Source organism: Kordia jejudonensis (assembly GCF_001005315.1).
GTDB classification, from domain to species: Bacteria; Bacteroidota; Bacteroidia; order Flavobacteriales; family Flavobacteriaceae; genus Kordia; species Kordia jejudonensis.
Genome location: NZ_LBMG01000048.1, coordinates 19,743 through 43,647 on the forward strand (window position 1 = coordinate 19,743; position 23,905 = coordinate 43,647).

Genomic DNA, 23,905 nt, shown 5'->3' on the forward strand with positions numbered 1-23,905 from the left:
GTTCATGCAAATCAAATTCACGCACTTGAAAAACGGAATTAACATACTAATAATAAGTACATTGTTGCTATTTTTTGTGGGATGTAAAACAACTAAAACGGTTACATCTACAGGTAAAGTAGCCAATCTGTCTACGAAAAATATCATCAAAAATCATTACAAAAACGAATTGAACTTTAAAACCATTCGTGGAAAAATGAAAGTACAATTTGACAATGGCAAAATGCAAGAAAGTTTCACGCTGAGTTTGCGAATGAAAAAAGATGAAGCCATTTGGTTGAGTGCCACACTATCGTTAGTAAAAGTATACATTACACCAACAAAAGTAAGTTTCTATAACAAACTAGACAATACGTATTTTGATGGCGATTTTACGCTATTAAGTAATTTCCTTGGTACAGAACTTGACTTTCAAAAAGTGCAAAACTTACTCATTGGAAATGCGCTTTACGATCTAAAAAAAGAGCGATTCAATTCAGCCATAGAAGACAAAACATATGCATTAACACCAAAACGTGACTTGCTATTATTCAAACGGTTATTCATGTTAGATGCGTTTCATTTCAAAGTAAAAGAACAGCGTTTAGAACAAACCTCAAAACAACGATTGCTTACCATTGTATATCCTGAATATCAAAAAATTACAGGTCAAGCATTTCCAAAAAATGTTCAAATAAAAGCAGAAGAATTAAACAGAGAAACGACAATTCAAGTAGAATACAAAAAAGTAACATTTAACGAAAAAGTACGTTTTCCTTTTAAAATCCCAAGTGGATATAAAGAAATAAAAATTTAGTGAAGTCTCTATTCTCCATACAAAACACAAAAAAAATCACCGTACTCTTACTGCTCTTTGTAAGTTGTATTGGTTTTGCACAGGATAAAAAACAAGAGTTGGAAAACAAACGTTTGCAACTCATGAAAGAAATTAGCCTGATCAATAAACTCATCCGAAAAACAAACTCTAAAACGAAGTTTATTGTAGATGATGTGCGAAGTATCAATCATAAAATTCGTGTCAAAAAAGATTTAATCAAAGTGATGAATCAGCAAACCAACCTGTTGACGAATCAAATTAATAGCAACATCAAAAAAATAGGACAATTACGAGACGATTTAACGAAGCTAAAAACAGACTATGCTGCAATGATTCGCAAATCGTACAAAAGCAAATCTGAGCAAAGCAGACTCATGTTTTTACTTTCGTCAGAAAGCTTCCTGCAAGCATACAAACGTGTAAAATACATGAAACAATACACGGATTACCGCAAAAAGCAAGGAGAAGCCATTGCTGCCAGAACGCAAGAATTGCAAAAACTAAATACGACGTACGCTGCACAAAAAAAGGAAAAAGAAACACTTATTGCCGACAATAGGAAAATTCAAGAAGAATTAGAGAACGAAAAAAATACCCAAAGTGAAATGTTGGCTGCGTTGCGAAAAGACAAAGACAAATATGCAAGTCAGGTAAAAAAGAAGCGACAACAAGCAGACGAAATTGACCGTCAAATAGAAAAACTCATTCGTGATGCCATTGCAAAATCGAACAAAAAAGCTGGGAAAAAATCAACCAACAAAACCTTTGCCTTAACGCCTGAAGCGAAAGCCATTGGAAACAGTTTTACAGCAAACAAAGGAAAACACATTTGGCCAGTTGCCGAAGGAACGAAAGTTCAAGGATACGGAAAACATCGCGATTTATTGAACCCGAATGTTACCATTGAAAACAATGGAGTTGTACTGGCCACCAACAAAAATGCCAGAGTGCGCGCTATTTACAAAGGAAAAGTAACACATGTATTTGGTGTAAAAGGAGGAAACAAAGGTGTAATGATCACGCATGGTAGTTACATAACGGCATATTACAATCTGAAAAATGTAAGTGTAAATGTGGGCGATGAAGTAAGCACCAAACAAAACATTGGAACCGTTGATACGGATGAAAATTCTGACAAAACTGAACTCAAATTTTTCGTCTTCAAAAACACAAAACGCCTAAATCCAGAAAGTTGGTTGTATAGAATGTGATTCAGTATTTTTTTGTCATTCCTGCGGAGGTAGGAATCCAACTTTTGAAAATAAGAACTTTCTTCAAAAACTAATCGTTTTTTGATTGTTGCTTAGCAGGATAAAAATACCCTTGCAATTTAAAAAATAAGGCATGATACGCCACAGAAGCAATATTGAGAATGACTGTAAACCCAATATAAAATTTAGAACAGTTGTCAGCTTTCATATCAGCTATGATTTCTTGTAAATCAGCTATACATTCAGCTCTTGATGATTTTGGAATAACTACTAATAAATATTTAAATTTATTTTTTCTGGAATTTTTCATTTCAACTTCAGTCAATTCTGCATCGCTCAATGATGTTGTGTGGGATTCAAGAATTACTTGCGTAGCTTCTACAAAGTCATTTGCCACTTTTAAATCTCTTAGCATACTATCCCTGATTAGTAATTTTCTCATAACAAGCTCATCAATTAATTCTGTCAAGTTAATTGTTGCTACATATTGATTGTATACACTATACACTTCAATTATATTTTGATCCTTATATTTTACAATGAAGCCAGCATTTTTAAGAACTGCCAATTTTTTATGTACTTCGTTCATGATTCTAGGTTAGTTTAAAAAATGGTGCCAATTCTATACGCGTATCGTTGAGTATCTTGTTCCCCAAGGCGGTAATACTGTAATATTTGCGTCGTCCGCCCTGTCCAGTTTCGTCTCCCCATTTGCTTTCTACATAGCCTTTTCGTTGCATACTTTTCAAGCTATTGTACAAGCTTCCTAAAAGAATTTTACTTTGAATCTCTTTCAAAATCTGGTATCCATACATTTCTTCGATTTCTAAAGCAGAAAGGATTTTTATCTCTTGAAGAGTTAAGTTGTAATTTGACATTGTATTAATTTTAATATTACACTACGAATATAATTAAATTAATTATAATGGTCAAGAATAAGATGCTAAAATACAGAATGTTAAGTTTTTTGGATTCCTGCCTACGCAGGAACGACAATAAAATGTTATTGTTTCAAAGTCGGTTACTTTATGGGAAACGGAACTTGATTTAGTTTGACGGTAATTCAAAGAAAAAAATCCGTGAATTTATGGTAAAAAAAGAAGTGATTTTGAATCAGAATGAATCAAATCACTTCAAAATATCTATATTATTACAAAAGTATTTTAAAAGGAAATTACTAAAACCCAACAGCAAAGTAAGTCTAACTAAACAACGCTTTCAACTCAGTAGCTTCATTAGGTTTCATCTTTCCAGCAAGTACTAAACTCAATTGTCGTCTACGCAATGCACCGTCAAAACGTTCTTTTTCCAATGCAGTTTCAGGAACTAACTCAGGAATTTGAACAGGTCGTCCCGTATCATCAACGGCAACAAACGTGTAAATAGCTTCATTAGCTTTATCGCGCAGTCCAGACTCACGATCTTCAATCCAAACATCAATATAAATCTCCATAGAAGACTTAAATGCGCGTGAAATATTTGCTTCAACCGTAACCACACTTCCCACAGGAATAGAACGGTTAAACGCCACGTGATTCACAGAAGCGGTCACGACAATTCGTCGCGAATGTCTACGTGCGGCAATGCTGGCAGCTCTGTCCATACGTGCTAACAATTCGCCACCAAATAAATTATGCAACGGATTTGTCTCACTTGGTAACACCAAGTCAGTCATGATCGTTTTCGATGATTTAGGATGTTTTGTTTCCATCAATACAATTTTGTGCAAAGGTACACAGATTCGTATTCTAGGACGCTAAAAAATGGAATTAATTATAGGAAATAACACAGGATTCACAAAAGAAACTCCATTTGTTTTATCTCGCGTAAGCACAAAAAAAGACCGCCAAAAAAGCAGTCTATTTAATATATTATTCTAATTTTTTTTATTCTGTAACTAACAACCAAGCTTCAGGAGCTTCTGTTTTTTTAATTTTTGCCAATGCTTCACTTGCTTCAGCTCTTGTTGCAAAACTAGCATATGATACTTGGTGTAAACCGTATCTGTTTTTTCCTAACAATTCCGCATCAAAACCATTGGCTTGCAATTGTGATACTTTCTTATGTGCATTTTCTTCAATTCGGAAAGCACCTGCAACCACGTGATAATTTTGAACTTCTTTCGCAACTTGCAACGTAATCGAAGGCAACTCTACAGGATTATTTCCAAAAAAAGTAGCTTGCTGAATATATTCATTAATAGATTCCTGCGCTTTTCCTTGCTCTGCGAGTTGTTGATTTGATTGATATTCTCTAAATCCAAAAACACTAGCGCTAAAAATAATTGCTGCCGCTGCTGCATATTTCCATGGAAAACGGAATCCTTTGCGTTCTTCTTCTTTGGCAATTAAAGGAATCACAGGCATTTCTTCGGCAACCGAAATTGTTTCTACGTCTTCGGTAGTTTGTACAATTCTGCTAATTTCAGAAGAAACAAAAGAAGATAATCCAAAAGATGAGGTCAAATAATTTAAATGATACGAAGGTTCAAACTGAATATTTCCTTCGGCATTCAATGACAAATCGCCAATATTTTCAAGTGAAACCACTGTTTTACTTTCCAAATTTTGTTTCCAATCGGCAACTTTATTTTCAACCTTTTTCAATACTGTTTCGTACTCTTTTCCAGTAACATCTGCAATATGCTTCACAAGTAATCCGTCATTGGATAAAAGTTGCGCATTAAAAGATAGCACTTTTGAAGGTGGATAAAATGCATTTGTGGTATGATGTACTTGTGCACCTTTTCGTTGCGTTAAAAACGCTCCAAAACCAGGTACTGTTACACATTCATATCTATATAAAAGGTCGCTTATGTAGTTGTCTAATCTCATTAAAACAAAGTTAGAAAAAATATAAAGCGAATGAAATATCGGCGTAACTTTTTATTAACATTAAAAAACACTGTAACTTTGATAGATAGCTATTTTTTATTGTGTAAACCGATAAAAAACTATTTACCAAGTACAAAGTCGGTGCTTGTTCTTCATGTTAAACAGCTAAACTTCTAAGATTTTAAAATGATGATGAACTAACGTTAATTTTATAAAAAAATCCTGTAACTTTAGTTTTGAAAATTAAAATTATATGAATTCTGAACAAGAATTACTGTACACATTAGCGCTTCAAAAAACAGCAAATATTGGCGATATCATTGCGAAGAAACTTATAAAAAACTGTGGAAGTGCGGAAGCTGTATTAAAAGAAAAAAAGCAAAAACTACTCAAAATAGACGGAATTGGCACGCATGTGTTGGCACATATTCATGATGTAAAAAACTTGAAATTGGCAGAAGCCGAATTGCAATTTATTCAAAAAGAAAACATACAAACACATTATTTTTTAGACAAAAGCTATCCGCAACGCTTACTGCATTGTGCTGATGGACCAATTTTATTATTCCAAAAGGGAAATGTAGATTTAAATGCTACGAAAATGATTAGCATTGTTGGCACGCGAAAAGCAACTACATATGGACGTTCTTTCTGTGAAAAACTGGTGGAAGAATTAGCCGTATTGCAACCAACTATTGTGTCAGGTTTTGCATACGGAATTGACATTGTAGCACAACAAGCCGCCGTTAAAAATAACATTCCTACCATTGGTTGTTTGGCACATGGACTCAATCAAATATACCCGAAAGTTCACAAACGATTTATGCCAGCGGTAGAAAAAAATGGTGGTTTTGTGACAGATTTTTGGAGTACTTCAAATCCTGATCGTGAAAATTTTCTCAAAAGAAATCGCTTAGTAGCCGGAATGACGCAAGCTACCATTGTGATTGAATCTGCTGAAAAAGGCGGAAGTTTAGTTACAGCGCACATTGCGAACTCGTACAACCGAGATGTATTTGCCGTTCCAGGACGCGTTGGCGATTTGCAGAGTATTGGCTGCAACAATTTGATAAAACAACAACGTGCACACTTGCTCACTTCCGCAGCAGATATTGTATATCTTTTAGGTTGGGATTTAAATAATGCAGTTCAAAAACCTGTGCAAAAACAGTTATTTGTAGAACTCAATACTGACGAACAATCAATTTATTCACACTTACAAACACAAGGTCAAACCATGTTAGACAGTATTGCGTTAGCGTGCAAATTACCAATTCATAAAGTAGCACCAATTTTATTACAAATGGAAATGAAAGGTGTTGTAAAACCATTACCAGGAAAAGTATTTGAAGCCGTTTAACTAACGTAATCTGTTGATATTTAGAGAATAAATCTTATATTTAGTTTCCGAATAACCAATACTATACATATGAAATCACTGTCTTTCTGCATACTTTTTTTAAGTATTAACTGTCTTTGGAGTCAAATAAAACTTGAAAATCCTGAAAAACTATGGAGTACCATTCACATTAGTTCGCAAACGCCTGTAAAAGATCAAGGAAACGGAAATTCTTGTAGTGCTTTTGGTGTTGCCGCTGCGTTGGAAACCTTGCCAAATATGCCAAAAGATATCAGCGAAAACTTCTTATATTCTTCACAAAAATACGATCAATTACAAACAAAATCAGGTGTTACTAGGGGTAATTTCTTGGAATCATATATCATGTCTTTGCAGAAATACGGTATTCTCACAGAAGCGGAATTGCCATATCCTGAAATTATTGCAGGACAATGGGACGACAGCGATCCAGAAATTTTAAAAGCACTTCGAGAATCTACTACAGGACCTGTTAGTTTCTTAGCTTTCTACAAATCGAAAGCAAGAGTATTGCGCTTAGATTCGTATGAGTATTTGCCAAGAATGAAAAGTAAAGACGTAAAATACATTAAATACTTATTGGATAATGGTGTAAAAGCTATTCCCGTTTCTTACGAATTGTATATTCCAGCTTGGGAACTATTTTCGGCTACAAAATATACTACTATTGTACCAGATGTCGGATATGGATTTTTACTCAAAAATGGCACAATGGCTACATATTCAGCTATAAAAAAAGAATATCCAAATATAAATGCGGATGTAAATTCAGGAAAATTTCAGCTTACAAGAACAGACAAACGTCCGAAGGCATACAGTGCACATGTAGTTACGATTGTTGGTTATGACACAAAAGGATTCATCATTAAAAACTCGTGGGGAACCGATTGGCGTTACTACGGTTATGAACGTGTCAGCTATGATTTTCACGAACTTTTTGCATACGAAGGTTTAGTGCTAAAGAAAGTGAGTTACAAATAGCAAATAGATTTACAAAAATTCACTTTTAACAATCCAACAATCCAACAATCCAACAATCCGACAATCCAATACCCAAAAGCAAAGCGACCTAACACCAAAAAACTAACACCAAAAAAAAATCAATATCCTACCTTTTCACGTACTTTTGCCAACACTCCATTGGCAACTTTCTTGGCTTTTTCAGCGCCAACGGCTAAAGCAGCATCAATTTCGTGCTTGTTTTCCATATAATGGTTAAAACGTTCGCGCGCAGTGGCAAATTTTTCTACAATCAATTCAAATAACGCTTGTTTTGCATGTCCGTAACCGTAATTTCCACCTTCATAATTTTGACGCATTGCAGTAATTTGTTCCGCAGTTGCCAATAATTTATACAAAGCAAACACATTATCGGTATCTGGATCTTTCGGATCTTCCATGGGCGTACTATCTGTTTTGATGCCCATAATTTGCTTGCGCAATTTTTTATCGGTCTGAAAAATATCGATTACGTTGTTTTTACTCTTGCTCATTTTTGCGCCGTCAGTTCCAGGAATCAGTTTGGCTTCTTTGTGAAAACGTGCTTCTGGTAACACAAAAACTTCGCCCATTTTGGCATGAAATCGGGAAGCTACATCGCGTGTAAATTCTAAATGCTGTTCTTGATCTTTTCCTACGGGAACTATTTCAGCATCATACAATAAAATATCTGCCGCCATCAACATTGGATATGTAAACAAACCTGCATTTACATCACTCAAACGATCTGCTTTGTCTTTAAACGAATGCGCTAATTCTAATCGTGTAAACGGGAAAAAACAATTTAAATACCAACTCAATTCGGTTACTTGTGGTACATCACTTTGACGGTAAAACACGGTTTTTTCAATATCTAAACCAAATGCCAACCATGTAGCTGCGGTTCTGTACGTGTTTTCGCGAAGTGTTTCTCCATCTTTTATCTGCGTAAGCGAATGCATATCTGCAATAAACAGAAAAGATTCATTTGCAGCATCTTGCGCCATTTCAATTGCAGGAACAATAGCACCTAATATATTGCCTAAATGTGGTGTTCCTGTGCTTTGAATTCCTGTAAGTATTCGTGCCATGAGTAATCGTAATTATTGAATTTTAGCAAATGTACTTCTTTTGAAATCACCATTGAAAATTTCATAAAAATAATTTTTAAACACAGTTTCGAAACTTTAATGTATTTTTGGCGCTTATGATTACTTTCATACGAAATATAGGAATCCTTCTTTGGCGCATTTGGTTCTACCTTTTGGTATTAGTTCCTATACTTTTATTTTTTCCATTTTTACTCCTAACTACTACAAGTGAAAAGTTGTATCCGCAGTTTTTTTGGTTGGCACGAAACCTTTGGGCACGACCTATTTTATACGGAATGGGCTTTTTTCCAACTTTTAAAAGAGAAGAAGAATTGGTAAAGGGAAAAAGTTATATGTTGATTGCAAATCATACGAGCATGACAGATATTATGTTGATGTTGCTAGCGTCTAAAAACCCGTTTGTTTTTGTTGGGAAGAAAGAACTCGTGAAGATTCCAATTTTTGGTTTTTTCTACAAACGTACGTGTATTTTGGTCGATAGAGGAAGTGCAAGAAGCCGTAAAGCTGTGTATGATAGCGCTCAGAAACGACTCAATCAGGGCATGAGTATTTGTATTTTCCCAGAAGGAAAAGTGCCTGAAGAACATATTCTTTTAGACGAATTTAAAGATGGCGCGTTCCGCTTAGCGATAGAACATCAAATTCCCATAGTTCCGATTACATTTGCAGACAATAAAAAACGCTTTTCATATACATTTTTTAGTGGTTCGCCAGGAAGAATGCGTGTTACTATTCATAAATTTTTAAAAACGGCTGGGTTAAAAGTGGAAGATAAAAAAGAAATGAGTAAAACGGCTAGAGAAATTATTCATACTGCACTTTTAGCGTATGAAAATGAAAAACCGCTTCCCTAAGATAGAGGAAAGCGATTTTTCTGGTAAACATCACTGCTTTTAAAAGGTATCCGTATATACCTAACCAACTAAAAAACTAAAACCTAAAACTGACTCCTGAGTAGACACCTACAGAATAAGGTCTAAAGTTGCCAGTATTTCCTGAAAATGTATTGATTTGATATTTTAACATAGGTTCCAAGTTGAACTCTAATTGTTTAGAAATCTTATAATCAATTCCAATTCCGATATTTGTGCTAAAACTTACGTCATTTACATTAGTTGCTTCTCCTAATTCGGTTGTCAATGCAGGAGAATCTAACAACAAGCTGTTTTCTGTTAAAAAAAATGTACTTACACCACCAATAACATTTACGCCTATTTTTTTATCAATCACGGCATATTTCAATTCCACAGGAACTTCAATAAAACTCATACGTTGATTCAAATTTCCTTCAATTTGTGCTTGGCGAATAGAAGAATCTGAAATGGTTGGAATAAACTCTCCATTTCCAGCAGCTTGCTTGTCTGTTAAAGTATATGTTGATGCATTTTCTGTAAAAGAAATTGTTGAAATATCATTTGAAATACCATTTGTTCCCAAGCCGCCATTCACGGTTTGCGCATTGCCAGCACTAATATTAGGTACTATCGCAACATCATTGGTATTATAACTATAATCAACTTTATGAATTCCTGAACGTATTGTCAGCCTGCTTGAAACATCATACCCGACATTTACACCAAAACTTAAATTTACTTCGCCTGATTTGGTATTGTCTGCAAAAGTTTCTGAGATTGGAGAACCATTTACAAGTGTATTGTAATATACAGGAGATGCATTTGGCGCAATTGTCCAACGTCTCATGTCGGCTTCCGCTACAGCCGTAGAATCTTTATCAAGTTCATGTAAATCGTTGATAACATCTAAAAGCGATTTTCCAATTTTTTCATCTTTCTTCTCAGTAATACTTGCTACAGTTTCTGTAGTTGTATTCGTTTCCGTTGCCGAATTCGTCGCTTTCTTGTCATTCTTCGTGCTGTTTTCAGCAACAGAAGTTGTATTTGCAGTTTCTTCTGTAGTTTTTAATGTGGCAGAAGCTGAACCATTTACACCTTTGATAGTTGTTTTTGTATTCGTTGTGGTGTTCGCTGCAACACTATTTTTATATGGATCATTTTTAGTGTCTACCGTATTTTGTGTGTTGTGCTGTTTCGTACTGCTTTCGCTAGAATTTGTATTCGTTACAGTATTTGATGCATTTGTATTTGAAGTAGCAACTGCGTTTTTCTGTGCAATTGTTTTGTTCTTATCAATACGATTTGGATTATTCGTAGTATTCGAATTTATTCCATTTTCTTGAGTTACAACTGCATTTTTCTGCGTAATTTTTGTATTGATACGATTCGGATCATTTACACTATTAGTATTATTAGAATTTGTTTTGTTTTCTTGTGTAACGATCGTATTCTGGAATGCACTTCCTTTTTGAACACTCTTTTCAACACCATTTTCCTTTTTAGTATTTAGATGGTCATATTTGGAATCGTTAGCAATATTTTCTTTTAGTTGTAAGGTATTATTTTGAACATCACTATTCTTTTCGTTTTCTAAACGTTCTTCTTTTGTATTGTTCTCATTATCTGATATTTGTGTGTCAGAATCAATTTCAGAATTTGTTCCGTTTGTTGTATTATTTTTCGAATTTGAATCGTTATGTACATCTTCATTTGTTGTTGAAGTTGTTTGGTTTTCAGGATTTAACCCATTGTCGTCATTGTCAAAAAACTGACTTCCTACAGCAAATAATAACAATATCGCTGCGGCAATACCTGCAATTCTGTAAAACCACGGTAAAAACACAATGCCTTCTTTTTTCTGTTGCGGTTGAGGCGGTTTTTCATCTAATTTTGATGAAATTTTGTCCCATAACGCTGGATCGGGCGCTGCTTCAAAATCTTTGAAAGCTTCCCGAAACAGATTATCTATATTTTTTTGATCACTCATTTATGGCGATTTTTTTTTTATACGCTTCTACTTTATTCTTTAAAATCATTCGAGCTCTTGCCAAGTTCGATTTTGATGTTCCAACCGAAATGCCCAGCAAATCTGCAATCTCCTGATGCGAGTAATCATCAAGCACATACAAATTGAACACCAATCGGTAACGATCAGGCAATTCTTGAACAATACTCAACAAATAATCTAAAGAAACATCTTCTTCATAAACCGTAACTGGTTTTTCTTCCAGCACGTTTTCATTTATAACTTCAAAAACACCTTTACTTCTATATTTTTGAAGTACGGTGTTTACAGTAATTCTTCTAAGCCAACCTTCAAAAGAGCCTTTAAAATTGTATTGCCCTATTTTTTCAAAAATAACCATAAAACTATCTTGCAGATTATCTTCCGCTTCAAGTTTGTTCCGTGAGTATTTTAAGCTTGTAGCGTATAGCTTTTGGGAATATAAGCTGTACAATGTGGCTTGTGCCTCGCGGTCATTATTCTTACAGTTATGTATGAGTTGTTCTAAACTCACTAGGTTTGTTGGTTTTAGTAGCTAAATTTTAATTATTTACAGGGATTTCATATACTAAGTACATATCTTCATTGTCTTCATTTTTTCCTTGCCAAAATCTAAATCTATACGGATTTGTATCTAATACGTTTAAAACAAACGTCTGTGTTTGAAAACTACCAGTAAGTGCCGTGCAATCACCTGGTGTAAATAAATTTACTACGGCAACGGTTCTAATATTTGTTGCGCTGGTTGTGTCTGTGATGTATTCAAAATTGCTAAATGCATGACAATCTGTTGGACGTTCGTATGTTACAGAAATAGTGTATGTTTCTCCAAGTGTAAACTCCGTTGGAATAAGCACATTTTGTACAGGAACAAGTTCAAATTGAACATTCACAGCGTCATCGCTAACTGAACACGATGTAAATACTGTAAAACAGGTAAGTAAGGCTAAAAATAATATCTTTCTCATAATCAAAAATATAACTACTTTTCAAGTAGATGCGAATTGTATAAAAAGGTTGCGTGTAAAAATAAAAAAAATCCCGACAAGGGATTTTTTTACTCGATAATCGAGATTTAAAATGTGCTAAGCTGTGCGCTAAGATGACCGATTTAACTATTTGCGATCGCATCTTTAATTTTTATTTCAAGTTCTTCTAATAATTCTGGATTGTCTTGAAGTAAGGTTTTAACAGCATCTCGTCCTTGACCAAGTTTAGAATCTCCATAACTAAACCAAGAACCACTTTTCTTTATAATTTCGTAATTAACACCGATATCTAAAATTTCTCCAACTTTAGAAACACCTTGTCCATACATAATATCAAATTCTACAGTTTTAAAAGGTGGCGCTACTTTATTTTTTACAACTTTTACTCGCGTTTTGTTTCCTTTTACTTCTCCATCAGTAGATTTAATTTGTGTAGATCGTCTAATATCCAAACGAACCGAAGCATAAAACTTTAAGGCATTTCCACCAGTAGTCGTTTCAGGATTTCCGAACATTACACCAATTTTTTCACGTAATTGGTTAATGAAAATTACCGTACATTGTGTCTTATTAATAGAAGCTGTCAACTTACGCAGTGCTTGCGACATTAAACGCGCATGTAATCCCATTTTAGAATCTCCCATTTCGCCTTCAATCTCACTTTTTGGTGTCAACGCGGCAACCGAGTCAATAACAACAATATCAATAGCACCAGAACGAATTAAATTATCTGCAATTTCCAACGCTTGTTCTCCGTGATCAGGTTGAGAAATAATTAAATTATCAATATCAACACCTAAGCTTTCTGCATAAAAACGATCAAAAGCATGTTCAGCATCAATAAAAGCAGCAATTCCACCTTTCTTTTGTGCTTCAGCCATTGCGTGTAGCGTTAATGTCGTTTTACCAGAAGATTCAGGTCCGTAGATTTCAATAACTCTTCCGCGTGGATAACCACCAACTCCTAAAGCGATGTCTAGACCAAGTGATCCTGAAGGAATAGTATCTACTTCTTGTACAACGGAATCACCTAACTTCATTACAGCGCCTTTACCATATGTTTTATCTAACTTATCTAATGTAAGTTTTAATGCTTTTAATTTTGCTTCTTTTTCTGAACTCATTATATCGATTTTCTAGTATTTCTTACTGTGCTAAATTACCATTTCTTTTTGCTGAAAACAATTCGGTCGAACCGATTTTGAAATTTTATGCATAATTTTTTTCATATCGGACGCAACCTTTTTTCAATAATGCCATCTACTTTACAAACAATGTCCATGTTTTAATGAGAATTTTAAGTAAAATAATATTTCAGAAAAAGAAAAAAGCTGCAGTAGCAATCTACGGCAACTGCAAGCTAGACGGTGGCTAGCTTCATTGTTGATTCTATTTTTCAATAGAAAAATTTAATATTAACAATGAATTAGCTAATAGAAGTGCTTCTGTCCACACAGAAGCACTTTTATTTTTCCCGTAGTTGCAGTAAAAAGTATTTTCTACCTACAAAAACTCTCGTTTATCACTTCTAATTTCTGTAATTATTACACTCAAAATTATGTCAAATCAACAGAATTTTGATAGCAATTATTTTCTTCGCTAAAGAAATCTAAACGAAAAGTACAACAACCAACTCAATATCACCCAATAAACTTCACAAGCGTCGTAAATTTTATACAAGCGTTGATTTTTAGTATTAAAAATCGGTAGTTACACCAAAAAATGTATTTTTGCTCAAAATATACACTTTAACCTTAAATAATTGATATAGCATGCAACTGTACAATAAATTAAGTGCTAAAGAAAGAGCCGAACTTATCGAAAAAGCGGGTAAGGATCGCATGACAATATCTTTCTACAAGTACGCCAACATCGGAAATCCTGAAATTTTACGAAATCACTTATTCATCAACTGGGACAAACTAGAAGTGCTAGGGAGAATTTATGTTTCATACGAAGGAATCAATGCGCAACTTTCGGTTCCTGCCGAAAATTTTAATGCGTTCAAAACACATTTAGATACCATTACGTTTCTAGAAAATGTACGCCTAAATGTAGCCATAGAACAAGATAATATGTCGTTCCTGAAGCTAAAAGTAAAAGTGCGCGACAAAATTGTTGCCGACGGACTCAATGATGATAGTTTTGATGTCACTGAAAAAGGTGTGCATGTCGGTGCCGAAAAATTTAATGAATTACTAGACGATCAAAATACCATTTTGGTAGACATGCGTAACCATTATGAAAGTGAAATTGGTCATTTTCAAGGCGCTATCACACCTGATGTAGATACATTTCGCGAGTCGTTGCCAATCATAGAAGAAGATTTATCCGATCATAAAGAAGATAAAAACTTAGTAATGTATTGTACAGGCGGAATTCGTTGTGAAAAAGCAAGTGCCTACTTTAAACACAAAGGATTTAAAAAAGTATACCAACTAGAAGGTGGCATTATCAACTACGCACGTCAGGTGGAAGCACAAAATCTAGAAAACAAATTCATTGGTAAAAACTTTGTGTTCGATCATCGTCGTGGCGAACGCATCTCAGAAGATATCATTGCCAACTGTCATCAATGCGGAAATCCTTGTGATACGCATGTAAACTGTGCCAATGAAGCTTGTCATTTGCTATTTATTCAATGTGAATCCTGTGCCGAAAAAATGGACGAATGCTGTTCTTATGAGTGCAAAGAAGTACACAGCTTACCTTTAGAAAAGCAAAAAGAACTGCGAAAAGGAAAAGAAGTAAGCAACAAAATCTTTAAAAAAGGAAGATCGGAAGTATTGAAGTACAAAAAGTAGATTTTCGATGCTACAGAAATAATCCTATCTTTACATCTTTAGAGAAAATTATGAACCCCATATCTGCATACCCGAATATTTGCAGATTCTATATATAAAAATATGAGTTGTAACAGTTGTTCAACTGGTAAAGATGGTCAACCAAGAGGTTGCAAGAACAATGGTACTTGCGGAACTGATAGTTGTAACAAACTAACGGTATTCAATTGGTTATCAAACATGTCGTTGCCTAGCAATCAAAAACCATTTGATTGTGTAGAAGTGCGCTTTAAAAATAGTAGAAAACATTTTTATAGAAATACAGAAAATCTAACGCTGAGTATTGGAGATATTGTAGCTACCGAAGCTTCTCCAGGACACGATGTCGGAATAGTAACGCTTACTGGAGAATTGGTAAGAGTGCAAATGAAGAAGAAAAAAGTAGCGCTCGATAGCGAAGATGTTAGAAAAATATACCGAAAAGCTTCTCAAAAAGATATTGATGTTTGGTCAAAAGCCAGAGATCGTGAAGAAGAAATAAAAAAGCGTTCCCGCGAATTGGCAATTGCGCTAAGTTTGCAAATGAAAATCTCTGATGTAGAATTTCAAGGAGATGCTTCAAAAGCAACCTTTTATTACACCGCAGAAGAACGAGTAGATTTTCGTCAACTAATAAAAGACATGGCAAAAGCATTCAGTATTCGTATTGAAATGCGTCAAATTGGTTTCCGACAAGAAGCAGCGCGCTTAGGCGGAATTGGCTCTTGTGGACGCGAGTTGTGCTGTTCTACTTGGTTGACAGACTTTAGATCTGTAAATACGGCTGCTGCCAGATACCAGCAACTCTCACTAAACCCGCAAAAACTTGCAGGACAATGTGGAAAACTAAAATGTTGCCTCAACTTTGAATTAGATGCATACTTAGAAGCATTACAGCAATTTCCCAAAAATGATGTAAAACTCTATACAGAAAAGGGAACAGCCGTTTGCCAAAAAACCGATATCTTTAAAGGACATATTTGGTATGCATACGAAGGCGAATGGATGAATTGGCACAAACTGACAACCGATCAAGCCAATGAAATAATTGCGCTAAATAAAGAAAAGAAAAAAGTAATTAGTTTAGAGGAATACGCCTTAGAATTAATAGAAGAAGATACTAAAACAGACTTTGAAAACGTTGTAGGGCAAGACAGTCTTACACGATTTGATAAGAAACCCACTCGAAACAGAAAAAGGAAAGGCGCTCAACACAAGAAAAAGCGTAGAAACAACAATAATGCTGGCAATAAAGTTGCTGCAAAAACTGGAGGAAATACTAAAAAAAGCAACAATCCAACTGCTAAAAAAAGTACCAATCCGAATGCAAAAAATAGCAATAATGCCAATAAGAGTAGTCACAAAAATAATAACAGACGTAAAAAACCGAACAAAAATGCAAAGCCCAAATAAAATCGCATTTTTTATCTGTATTATCAGTACATATCTACTAACTTCTTGTGATAGCAACCGTGTTTTTGACGAATATGTTTCAGTAGGAACATCATGGGACAAAGACACCGCGCTCACATTCAAATTTCAACAGCCAGACAGTACAAACAGGTACAATATGTTTGTAAACGTGAGGAACACCAACGACTATGAATTTCAAAACCTATTTCTCATTGTCAACATGAACTTTCCAAATGGAAATGTCGTTTCAGATACCTTAGAGTATAAAATGGCAGCACCAAACGGAGAATGGCTTGGTACAGGTATCAGTGTCAAAGAAAGTAAACTTTGGTACAAAGAAGACAAAAGTTTTCCTTTTCAGGGAACCTATGAAGTCACCATACAACAAGCCATGCGAAAAATTAATGAACCCAACGGAATCCAAAGCTTAAAGGGAATCTCGGAGGTTGGCTTTAGAATCGAAAAAAAATAGTGCAAAACGTATTACAATGGCAAAAAAGCAAGTCAAAAAGACACAAGAAGAACCTACTACATTCAAAAAATTCATCAAGTGGTTTTGGATCGTATTCGGAGGTGGAATCGCAAGTATATTTCTACTATTCCTCTTAGCATCATGGGGCGCATTGGGCGAAATGCCTTCCTTTGAAATCTTAGAAAATCCGCAAACAAATTTAGCAAGTCAGGTATTGTCATCTGATGGAGAAATACTTGGAAAATACTACTTACGTGACAACAGAACTCCCGTAGGATATAAAGAATTACCAAAAGATTTAGTAAATGCATTAGTAGCAACTGAAGATGCTCGTTTTTACGATCACTCAGGAATTGATGTGCGCGGAACCATTCGTGCTTTTGCTTTCCTTGGAAAAAGAGGTGGCGCAAGTACCATTTCACAACAATTGGCACGACAGTTATTCGTAGGTGTACGATCAAGAAATATATTTTCAGCTGGTACACAAAAAATAAAAGAATGGGTTATTGCAACCCGTTTAGAACGTCAATATACCAAAGAAGAAATCATTGCGATGTATTTCAATATCTATGATTTTAACAACAATGCAGACGGAATTCGCTCGGCGGCGAGAATATACTTTGGGAAAGAACCAAACGAACTCAAAATTGAAGAATCTGCCATGTTGGTCGGAATGTTCAAAAACTCATCCTTATACAACCCAAGAAGAAATCCTGAAGGTGTAAAAAACAGAAGAGATGTGGTGTTGGCTCAAATGTACAAGTACGATTACATCTCAGAAAAAATAAAAGATTCACTACAAGACTTACCGTTAAAAATCAACTACAATCCAGAATCGCACAATGCAGGTTTAGGAACTTATTTCAGAGAACATCTAAAAAAGTTTATGAAAAGTTGGGTGCGTGAAAATCCTAAAGATGACGGAACACGCTACAACATTAATTTCGATGGTCTAAAAATATATACAACAATCGATTCGCGCATGCAAAAATATGCCGAAGAAGCGATGGAAGAACATATGAAAAAACTACAAGCAGAGTTCTTTCATCAAAACACAAAAAAACGAAACAAAAATGCACCATTTGCAGCAGATGTTGAACAAAAATCTATCGACTATGCTATAGAGAGAGCTGTTCGACAATCAGAGCGCTGGCGCGTAATGAAAAAAGAAGGAAGGTCTGAAAAAGAAATCATTGCTTCGTTTGACAAAAAAATTCCAATGACACTCTTTACGTGGAAAGGGGAAAAAGATACCATCATGTCTCCACGTGATTCACTCATCTTTACAAAATACTATTTACGTGCAAGTTTTATGTCGTTAGAACCACAAACAGGACAAGTAAAAGCTTGGGTTGGTGGCATCAATCATAAATATTTTAAATATGATATGGTAAAACAAGGTAGACGTCAAATTGGTTCTACATTTAAGCCATTTGTATATGCATCTGCCATTGATCAATTGCACCTTTCTCCTTGTGATTCTATGCCAAATGGTCCATTCTGTATTGAAACAGGAAAATATGGATTGTTAGAACCTTGGTGTCCAAAAAACTCTAACGGAGATTATGAAGGAATGCGTACGCTAAAAGGAGCATTGGCAAATTCAGTAAATACTATCACAGCACGTTTAATGGATAGAGTAGGACCTGCAAACGTTCGTTCGTTAGCACAACGTCTTGGAGTTGAATCTGAAATCCCAGAAGCGCCATCTATTGCATTAGGAACACCAGATATTTCACTCTATGAAATGTTAGGCGCATACGGAACCTTTGTAAACAGAGGTGTATATGTAAAACCTGTAATTGTGAGCCGTATAGAAGATAAAAACGGAACGGTATTATACGAATTTGTGCCAGAAACCAAAGATGTACTCAGCGAAGAAGTTGCGTATACGGTTGTAAACCTTATGGAAGGTGTTACACAAAGTGGTTCTGGAGTTCGTTTACGTACCAAAGGTGCTGACAAATGGAATCCGATGTATAAAGAAATTATCACAGGATATCCATACGAATTCAAAAACCCAATTGCAGGAAAAACAGGAACTACTCAAAACAATAGTGATGGTTGGTTTATTGGAATGGTGCCTAATTTAATTTCTGGTGCTTGGGTTGGTGGAGAAGATCGTCAAGTACGTTTTGCCAGAACAAAATATGGAGCTGGCGCATCTATGGCATTGCCAATTTGGGCATTATTTATGAAAAAATGCTATGCAGATCCAAGTTTAGGCGTTTCCAAAGGAAATTTCCCAAAACCTGAAGAATTAACCATCAATATCGATTGTTCTAAAGTGACAAAGAAAGATGACGAAGGACAAAAGAATCCTGATAACAATCAAAATAACGATGGAATTGACTTCTAAATACTGATAAATAATTCCTAAAAAAAGGAAACATCTTTTGAAATTTTCGTAATTTTCAGTCAAAATATTGATTGATGATTAACAAAAAGATAAATAGTGTACACGAAGCCGTTGAAGGAATCAAGGACGGAATGACCTTGATGCTTGGCGGCTTTGGTTTATGTGGAATTCCTGAAAATTCCATTGCTGAGTTGGTCAGACTTGGCGTAAAAAATCTTACCTGCATTTCCAACAATGCTGGTGTAGACGATTTTGGACTAGGTTTATTACTTCAAGGACGTCAAATCAAAAAAATGATTTCTTCTTACGTTGGCGAAAATGACGAATTTGAACGTCAAATGCTTTCAGGCGAACTAGAAGTAGAACTCACACCACAAGGAACCTTAGCAGAAAAATGTAGAGCTGCACAAGCAGGATTTACAGCTTTTTACACGCCAGCAGGTTACGGAACCGAAGTAGCAGAAGGAAAAGAATACCGAGAATTTAATGGCAAAATGCACATCTTAGAAAAAGCCTATGAAGCAGATTTTGCGTTCGTAAAAGCATGGAAAGGCGACGAAGCAGGAAACTTAATCTTCAAAGGAACGGCACGAAATTTTAATCCAAATATGTGTGGTGCGGCAACAATTACAGTAGCTGAGGTGGAAGAATTAGTACCTGCAGGCGAATTAGATCCAAATCAAATACACATTCCAGGTATTTTTGTACAACGCATATTTCAGGGAGAAACCTATGAAAAACGCATTGAACAACGTACGGTACGACAACGATGATTTGAAAATATAATAATTATTCAATGTAACAATTAATCAATATATCAATGAAAAATGTTGTTGTTGAGAAATCCATTGAAGTAGCTTTGGAGATTATTGAATATTGTGAAAAACTTGAAGTTCACAAAAAATTTGTAATAGCGAATCAGTTATTAAAATCAGGAACAAGTATAGGCGCAAATATTCATGAAGCACAGAATGCAGAAAGTAAAGCAGACTTTATACATAAAATAAAAATAGCTACAAAAGAGTTGGAAGAAACAAAATATTGGTTGATTTTATGTGAACAATCAAAAAACTATCCAACCAATAAAACGTTAAAAGAAAAAGTAAACCAACTAGGATTAATTCTATACAAAATACTAAGTACAAGTATCAAAAATAGGTAATTGATACATTGTTAAATTAAAAAATTGATACATTAAAAATATGTTAGACAAAAACGGAATTGCGCAACGTATTGCTAAAGAAGTAAAAGATGGTTACTATGTAAATCTAGGAATTGGAATTCCGACGCTAGTTGCCAACTTTGTCCGAGATGATATAGAAGTAGAATTTCAAAGTGAAAATGGCGTACTCGGTATGGGACCTTTTCCTTTTGAAGGCGAAGAAGATGCAGACATCATCAATGCAGGAAAACAAACCATTACAACGTTGCCAGGTGCAAGTTTCTTCGATTCGGCAACGAGTTTTGCCATGATTCGTGGAAAACATGTCGATTTAACCATTTTAGGCGCCATGGAAGTAGCAGAAAACGGCGATATTGCCAACTGGAAAATTCCAGGGAAAATGGTCAAAGGAATGGGCGGCGCAATGGATTTAGTTGCTTCCGCAGAAAATATAATTGTGGCTATGATGCATACCAACAAGCGTGGCGAATCCAAACTACTCAAACAATGTTCGTTGCCACTTACGGGAGTTGGTTGTGTCAAAAAGATTGTGACCAACATGGCAGTATTGGAAGTTACGGCTGCAGGTTTCAAACTTCTTGAAAGAGCACCAGGTGTTTCGGTGGATGATATTATAAAAGCTACTGAAGGTAACTTAATCGTAGAAGGAGACATTCCTGAAATGAAACTTTCTTAAGTAAACTAAGTAACTAATGAAAGTTTGATGGAACCAAATTTATATGTGTTTTACTTTCAGGATGTTACAAATAAATGTAATTTTTTACGTCAGATCCATATTAAATAAAAAACTACTCAAAACATAACAAAGCGTCATATCATATATATGGCGCTTTTTTTATTTCAAAAAGGCAAAACTATTTGGTATAACTTACATTTAGTGAAGTGCAAAATTTAATAAATAATAATAATTTCGAAAATTTTCGTGTATTTCATCGAAAAAAAAGTAATTATATCGGATAATTAGCAAAAAATTAACATATTTGATGAGGTTTTGTCACGACCAAGATTAATAGCAAAACTTAATATCAACCTTATAAATTAACCGTTTATGAAAAAAAACTTTACACTCTTTTTAATGAGTTTCCTTTGTATTACAATGGCATTCGCACAACAACGTGATTGCTCTACAATGGACAATTTTGAGTACAGAAAACAACTAGATCCTCAATTGGAAGCGCGGATGCAACAAATTGAAGATTACACAAGAACACGTATCCAACAACAAGGAATACAAGAAAGCATTACAGGAAATGTAATTACCATTCCAGTAGTTGTACATGTTATATATGCCAATTCGCAAGAAAACATTAGTGATGCACAAATTCAGTCACAACTAGATGTATTAAACGAAGATTTTAGAAGAACAAATGCAGATGCAGACAATAGATGGTCGCAAGCTGTAGATACAGAAATTCAATTCTGTTTAGCAACTGTTGATGAAAACGGTAATGCTACAACAGGAATTACTCGTAAGTCATCTTCAACAACTGCTTGGGGAACCAATGACCGAATGAAAAATGCTTCTCAAGGCGGAGTAACTGCTTGGGATACCTCACAATACTTAAACATGTGGATTTGTAATATTGGAGGAGGAATTCTTGGATATGCACAATTTCCAGGTGGAGCTGCTTCAACGGATGGAGTTGTAATGAGTCCACAATATTTTGGAAGTAGTGCCAAAGGATCTGGATTCTATCTTTCAGCTCCTTTTGATTTAGGAAGAACTACAACGCATGAAGTAGGTCACTTTTTAAACTTACGTCACATTTGGGGCGACGGTGGATGCTCAGTAGACGATTTTGTATCTGATACACCAGCTTCTGACGGACCAAACTACGGATGTGACTCTACGCATGTATCATGTGGAAGTACAGATATGGTTCAGAACTATATGGACTACTCTGATGATGGATGTATGAACTTATATACTGCAGGACAAAAAGCGCGTATGCGAGCAATTTTAGATGTTGGAGGCGTACGAAGAAGTCTTGCATTATCTAATAAGTGTAGCGCTACACCACCGCCAGCACCAACATGTAATGACGGAATCCAAAATGGAGACGAAACAGGAATAGATTGTGGTGGATCATCATGTGCACCATGTCAGTCTGGATGTTCAGAAAATGAAGTAACCTTAACGATTACTTTTGACAACTATCCAGAAGAAACGTCTTGGTCTATTGTAACAGACGGAGGAACTACAGTAGCTTCGAATAGCTATTCAACTTCAAACCCTGACGGATCAACAGTAACTGAAACTTTCTGCTTGCCAGATGATTGCTATACATTTACAATCAATGATGCATACGGAGACGGAATCTGCTGTACATATGGAAGCGGATCATACACATTAACAGGACCAAGCGGACAAATTGTATCTGGAGGAAGCTTTACGTCATCTGAATCTGAAGACTTCTGCTTTGGTAACACACCACCAGCACCAACATGTACGGATGGAATCCAAAATGGAGACGAAACAGGTATTGACTGTGGAGGTTCGTCATGTGCACCATGTCAAACTGGAGGAACTACCGTATTACACGAAGGATTCTTTGAATCAGGATTAGACGGATGGCAAGATGGAGGAAGCGATTGTTTCCGTTACAACGGATCACGTTCTTACGAAGGTTCATACTCTATTCGTTTACGTGACAACTCAGGGACTGCTTCGGCAATGACTTCTGAAACATTTGACTTACGATCGTTTGATCAAGTAGAAATTAACTTCTATTTCTATCCAAACTCAATGGAAAATGGAGAAGATTTCTGGGTACGTTATTTCAACGGATCATCGTGGAGCACTGTTGCAACGTATGCTAGTGGAAGTAGCTTTACAAATGGAAGCTTCTACTCTGCAACGGTAACATTAGATAGTTCGCAAGTAAACTTTGCATCTAACTCACGTTTCAGAATCCAATGTGATGCAAGTGCAAATGCTGATCAGGTATACATTGACCAAGTAACTATTACAGGTATCAATGGAGGTGCTAGAACAAAAGCAGATGGAATTACTGCATTGCGTTCAGGTCCACCAAGTTCAGTAAATGGCGATTTCTTAATCACTCCAACAATTACTCGTGGAGATATTACGATCAACTTAGCAAGCTATAACTTGAATTCATCATACAGAATCTTAAACTTATTAGGACAAACAGTAAAAGCTGGAACTATTAAAGATGGAAGATTGAATGTAGGTGAATTAAAATCTGGAGTTTACTTACTAGAAGTAAGCGACGAAGAAGAAAAAATTATTCAGAAGTTTGTGAAGCAATAAGCGAGCACTTCAATATAATTATATAAAATGAAAACGCCCAAGTGTAAAAGCTTGGGCGTTTTTTTGTTTTGTAAACCCCATCACACAACTGTTAATTTTTAGATGCTTTTATAAATAAAATGCTTCATTTAATTTTACCTCATCCTTCATCCCTCGCAAAACTACCATTCCTGTTGCTTCAAAAAGCTAGAAACTGTTTCGCCT

The 23,905-nt window shown here is 35.3% G+C and carries 22 protein-coding genes; 13 read left to right on the plus strand and 9 right to left on the minus strand.

The genetic code is table 11. The features are described 5' to 3' along the window. Positions 1-4: 4 nt before the first annotated feature. Positions 5-796: a DUF4292 domain-containing protein gene (locus tag AA089_RS18780; protein WP_046758539.1), complete on the plus strand. Its 792-nt coding sequence runs from the start codon at positions 5-7 to the stop codon at positions 794-796. Next, positions 796-2,028, plus strand: a complete 1,233-nt coding sequence (locus AA089_RS18785) for a murein hydrolase activator EnvC family protein (protein ID WP_046758540.1) — start codon at positions 796-798, stop codon at positions 2,026-2,028. Before AA089_RS18780 ends, AA089_RS18785 begins: the two co-directional genes overlap by 1 nt. Positions 2,029-2,098: 70 nt before the next feature. Here AA089_RS18785 and AA089_RS18790 read toward each other — a convergent pair whose 3' ends face one another. The 4 genes from AA089_RS18790 to AA089_RS18805 form a co-directional block, all read right to left on the minus strand. Continuing rightward, positions 2,099-2,617 (minus strand): hypothetical protein, encoded by a 519-nt coding sequence (locus AA089_RS18790; RefSeq protein WP_046758541.1) that lies wholly within the window; start codon positions 2,615-2,617, stop codon positions 2,099-2,101. Positions 2,618-2,621: 4 nt separating this feature from the next. Then, the gene (locus tag AA089_RS18795; protein ID WP_046758542.1) at positions 2,622-2,906 is read right to left on the minus strand and encodes a PadR family transcriptional regulator; all 285 of its coding nucleotides are present in this window, start codon (positions 2,904-2,906) and stop codon (positions 2,622-2,624) included. Positions 2,907-3,229: 323 nt separating this feature from the next. Next, the gene (locus AA089_RS18800) at positions 3,230-3,739 is read right to left on the minus strand and encodes an acyl-CoA thioesterase (RefSeq protein ID WP_046758543.1); all 510 of its coding nucleotides are present in this window, start codon (positions 3,737-3,739) and stop codon (positions 3,230-3,232) included. 175 nt (positions 3,740-3,914) lie between these two features. Then, positions 3,915-4,862 carry an HU domain-containing protein gene (locus tag AA089_RS18805; protein WP_046758544.1) on the minus strand — a complete coding sequence of 316 codons (948 nt, stop codon included), beginning with the start codon at positions 4,860-4,862 and terminating at the stop codon, positions 3,915-3,917. 253 nt (positions 4,863-5,115) lie between these two features. Between AA089_RS18805 and dprA the strand changes: the two genes are divergently transcribed. Both dprA and AA089_RS18815 read left to right on the plus strand, forming a co-directional pair. Then, positions 5,116-6,222 (plus strand): DNA-processing protein DprA, encoded by a 1,107-nt coding sequence (gene dprA / locus AA089_RS18810; RefSeq protein WP_046758545.1) that lies wholly within the window; start codon positions 5,116-5,118, stop codon positions 6,220-6,222. A gap of 69 nt (positions 6,223-6,291) precedes the next feature. After that, positions 6,292-7,221, plus strand: a complete 930-nt coding sequence (locus AA089_RS18815) for a C1 family peptidase (protein WP_046758546.1) — start codon at positions 6,292-6,294, stop codon at positions 7,219-7,221. Between the two features lie 119 nt (positions 7,222-7,340). On the opposite strand, the gene trpS is transcribed toward AA089_RS18815, so the two are convergent. Then, positions 7,341-8,309 carry a tryptophan--tRNA ligase gene (trpS, locus tag AA089_RS18820; protein WP_046758547.1) on the minus strand — a complete coding sequence of 323 codons (969 nt, stop codon included), beginning with the start codon at positions 8,307-8,309 and terminating at the stop codon, positions 7,341-7,343. A gap of 116 nt (positions 8,310-8,425) precedes the next feature. Here trpS and AA089_RS18825 point away from each other — a divergent pair, with 116 nt between their 5' ends. Continuing rightward, the gene (locus AA089_RS18825; RefSeq protein ID WP_046758548.1) at positions 8,426-9,184 is read left to right on the plus strand and encodes a lysophospholipid acyltransferase family protein; all 759 of its coding nucleotides are present in this window, start codon (positions 8,426-8,428) and stop codon (positions 9,182-9,184) included. A gap of 76 nt (positions 9,185-9,260) precedes the next feature. Here AA089_RS18825 and AA089_RS23900 read toward each other — a convergent pair whose 3' ends face one another. From AA089_RS23900 to recA, 4 genes are all read right to left on the minus strand, one after another. Continuing rightward, the gene (locus AA089_RS23900; RefSeq protein WP_053002578.1) at positions 9,261-11,171 is read right to left on the minus strand and encodes a hypothetical protein; all 1,911 of its coding nucleotides are present in this window, start codon (positions 11,169-11,171) and stop codon (positions 9,261-9,263) included. Then, a complete protein-coding gene (locus AA089_RS18835; protein WP_046758549.1) occupies positions 11,164-11,703 on the minus strand; it encodes an RNA polymerase sigma factor in 540 nt (179 codons plus the stop codon). Before AA089_RS18835 ends, AA089_RS23900 begins: the two co-directional genes overlap by 8 nt. Before the next feature lie 28 nt (positions 11,704-11,731). Next, entirely contained in the window at positions 11,732-12,157 is a 426-nt protein-coding gene (locus AA089_RS18840) for a hypothetical protein (protein WP_046758550.1), read from the minus strand. 143 nt (positions 12,158-12,300) lie between these two features. After that, positions 12,301-13,302, minus strand: coding sequence for a recombinase RecA (gene recA, locus AA089_RS18845; RefSeq protein ID WP_046758551.1), 1,002 nt, complete (start codon positions 13,300-13,302; stop codon positions 12,301-12,303). Between the two features lie 648 nt (positions 13,303-13,950). On the opposite strand from recA, the gene trhO reads away from it, so the two are divergent. From trhO to AA089_RS18885, 8 genes are all read left to right on the plus strand, one after another. Continuing rightward, positions 13,951-14,982, plus strand: a complete 1,032-nt coding sequence (gene trhO / locus AA089_RS18850; protein WP_046758552.1) for an oxygen-dependent tRNA uridine(34) hydroxylase TrhO — start codon at positions 13,951-13,953, stop codon at positions 14,980-14,982. 102 nt (positions 14,983-15,084) lie between these two features. Continuing rightward, positions 15,085-16,413, plus strand: a complete 1,329-nt coding sequence (locus AA089_RS18855) for a PSP1 domain-containing protein (RefSeq protein ID WP_046758553.1) — start codon at positions 15,085-15,087, stop codon at positions 16,411-16,413. Next, on the plus strand, positions 16,397-16,885 hold the full coding sequence (locus AA089_RS18860) for a gliding motility lipoprotein GldH (RefSeq protein WP_046758554.1): 489 nt from the start codon (positions 16,397-16,399) through the stop codon (positions 16,883-16,885). Before AA089_RS18855 ends, AA089_RS18860 begins: the two co-directional genes overlap by 17 nt. 16 nt (positions 16,886-16,901) lie before the next feature. Then, the gene (locus AA089_RS18865) at positions 16,902-19,244 is read left to right on the plus strand and encodes a penicillin-binding protein 1A (RefSeq protein ID WP_046758560.1); all 2,343 of its coding nucleotides are present in this window, start codon (positions 16,902-16,904) and stop codon (positions 19,242-19,244) included. A 74-nt stretch (positions 19,245-19,318) separates the two neighbouring features. Beyond that, positions 19,319-20,017, plus strand: a complete 699-nt coding sequence (locus AA089_RS18870; protein WP_046758555.1) for a CoA transferase subunit A — start codon at positions 19,319-19,321, stop codon at positions 20,015-20,017. 47 nt (positions 20,018-20,064) lie between these two features. After that, entirely contained in the window at positions 20,065-20,406 is a 342-nt protein-coding gene (locus AA089_RS18875) for a four helix bundle protein (protein WP_206540705.1), read from the plus strand. Positions 20,407-20,446: 40 nt separating this feature from the next. Next, positions 20,447-21,103, plus strand: a complete 657-nt coding sequence (locus AA089_RS18880; RefSeq protein WP_046758557.1) for a CoA transferase subunit B — start codon at positions 20,447-20,449, stop codon at positions 21,101-21,103. A 372-nt stretch (positions 21,104-21,475) separates the two neighbouring features. Further along, entirely contained in the window at positions 21,476-23,701 is a 2,226-nt protein-coding gene (locus AA089_RS18885; RefSeq protein WP_046758558.1) for a M43 family zinc metalloprotease, read from the plus strand. Positions 23,702-23,905 lie beyond the last annotated feature (204 nt).

What these genes read in the sequence shown, in the direction of transcription:
- AA089_RS18880 (WP_046758557.1), top strand. Translation starts at nt 20,447, where the DNA reads ATGTTAGACAAAAACGGAATTGCGCAACGTATTGCTAAAGAAGTAAAA.
- AA089_RS18795 (WP_046758542.1), bottom strand. Translation starts at nt 2,906, where the DNA reads ATGTCAAATTACAACTTAACTCTTCAAGAGATAAAAATCCTTTCTGCT.
- AA089_RS18825 (WP_046758548.1), top strand. Translation starts at nt 8,426, where the DNA reads ATGATTACTTTCATACGAAATATAGGAATCCTTCTTTGGCGCATTTGG.
- AA089_RS18805 (WP_046758544.1), bottom strand. Translation starts at nt 4,862, where the DNA reads ATGAGATTAGACAACTACATAAGCGACCTTTTATATAGATATGAATGT.
- dprA (WP_046758545.1), top strand. Translation starts at nt 5,116, where the DNA reads ATGAATTCTGAACAAGAATTACTGTACACATTAGCGCTTCAAAAAACA.
- trhO (WP_046758552.1), top strand. Translation starts at nt 13,951, where the DNA reads ATGCAACTGTACAATAAATTAAGTGCTAAAGAAAGAGCCGAACTTATC.
- AA089_RS18860 (WP_046758554.1), top strand. Translation starts at nt 16,397, where the DNA reads ATGCAAAGCCCAAATAAAATCGCATTTTTTATCTGTATTATCAGTACA.
- AA089_RS18840 (WP_046758550.1), bottom strand. Translation starts at nt 12,157, where the DNA reads ATGAGAAAGATATTATTTTTAGCCTTACTTACCTGTTTTACAGTATTT.
- AA089_RS18885 (WP_046758558.1), top strand. Translation starts at nt 21,476, where the DNA reads ATGAAAAAAAACTTTACACTCTTTTTAATGAGTTTCCTTTGTATTACA.
- AA089_RS18870 (WP_046758555.1), top strand. Translation starts at nt 19,319, where the DNA reads ATGATTAACAAAAAGATAAATAGTGTACACGAAGCCGTTGAAGGAATC.
- AA089_RS18855 (WP_046758553.1), top strand. Translation starts at nt 15,085, where the DNA reads ATGAGTTGTAACAGTTGTTCAACTGGTAAAGATGGTCAACCAAGAGGT.
- recA (WP_046758551.1), bottom strand. Translation starts at nt 13,302, where the DNA reads ATGAGTTCAGAAAAAGAAGCAAAATTAAAAGCATTAAAACTTACATTA.
- AA089_RS18790 (WP_046758541.1), bottom strand. Translation starts at nt 2,617, where the DNA reads ATGAACGAAGTACATAAAAAATTGGCAGTTCTTAAAAATGCTGGCTTC.
- AA089_RS18800 (WP_046758543.1), bottom strand. Translation starts at nt 3,739, where the DNA reads ATGGAAACAAAACATCCTAAATCATCGAAAACGATCATGACTGACTTG.
- trpS (WP_046758547.1), bottom strand. Translation starts at nt 8,309, where the DNA reads ATGGCACGAATACTTACAGGAATTCAAAGCACAGGAACACCACATTTA.
- AA089_RS18780 (WP_046758539.1), top strand. Translation starts at nt 5, where the DNA reads ATGCAAATCAAATTCACGCACTTGAAAAACGGAATTAACATACTAATA.
- AA089_RS18865 (WP_046758560.1), top strand. Translation starts at nt 16,902, where the DNA reads ATGGCAAAAAAGCAAGTCAAAAAGACACAAGAAGAACCTACTACATTC.
- AA089_RS18815 (WP_046758546.1), top strand. Translation starts at nt 6,292, where the DNA reads ATGAAATCACTGTCTTTCTGCATACTTTTTTTAAGTATTAACTGTCTT.
- AA089_RS23900 (WP_053002578.1), bottom strand. Translation starts at nt 11,171, where the DNA reads ATGAGTGATCAAAAAAATATAGATAATCTGTTTCGGGAAGCTTTCAAA.
- AA089_RS18875 (WP_206540705.1), top strand. Translation starts at nt 20,065, where the DNA reads ATGAAAAATGTTGTTGTTGAGAAATCCATTGAAGTAGCTTTGGAGATT.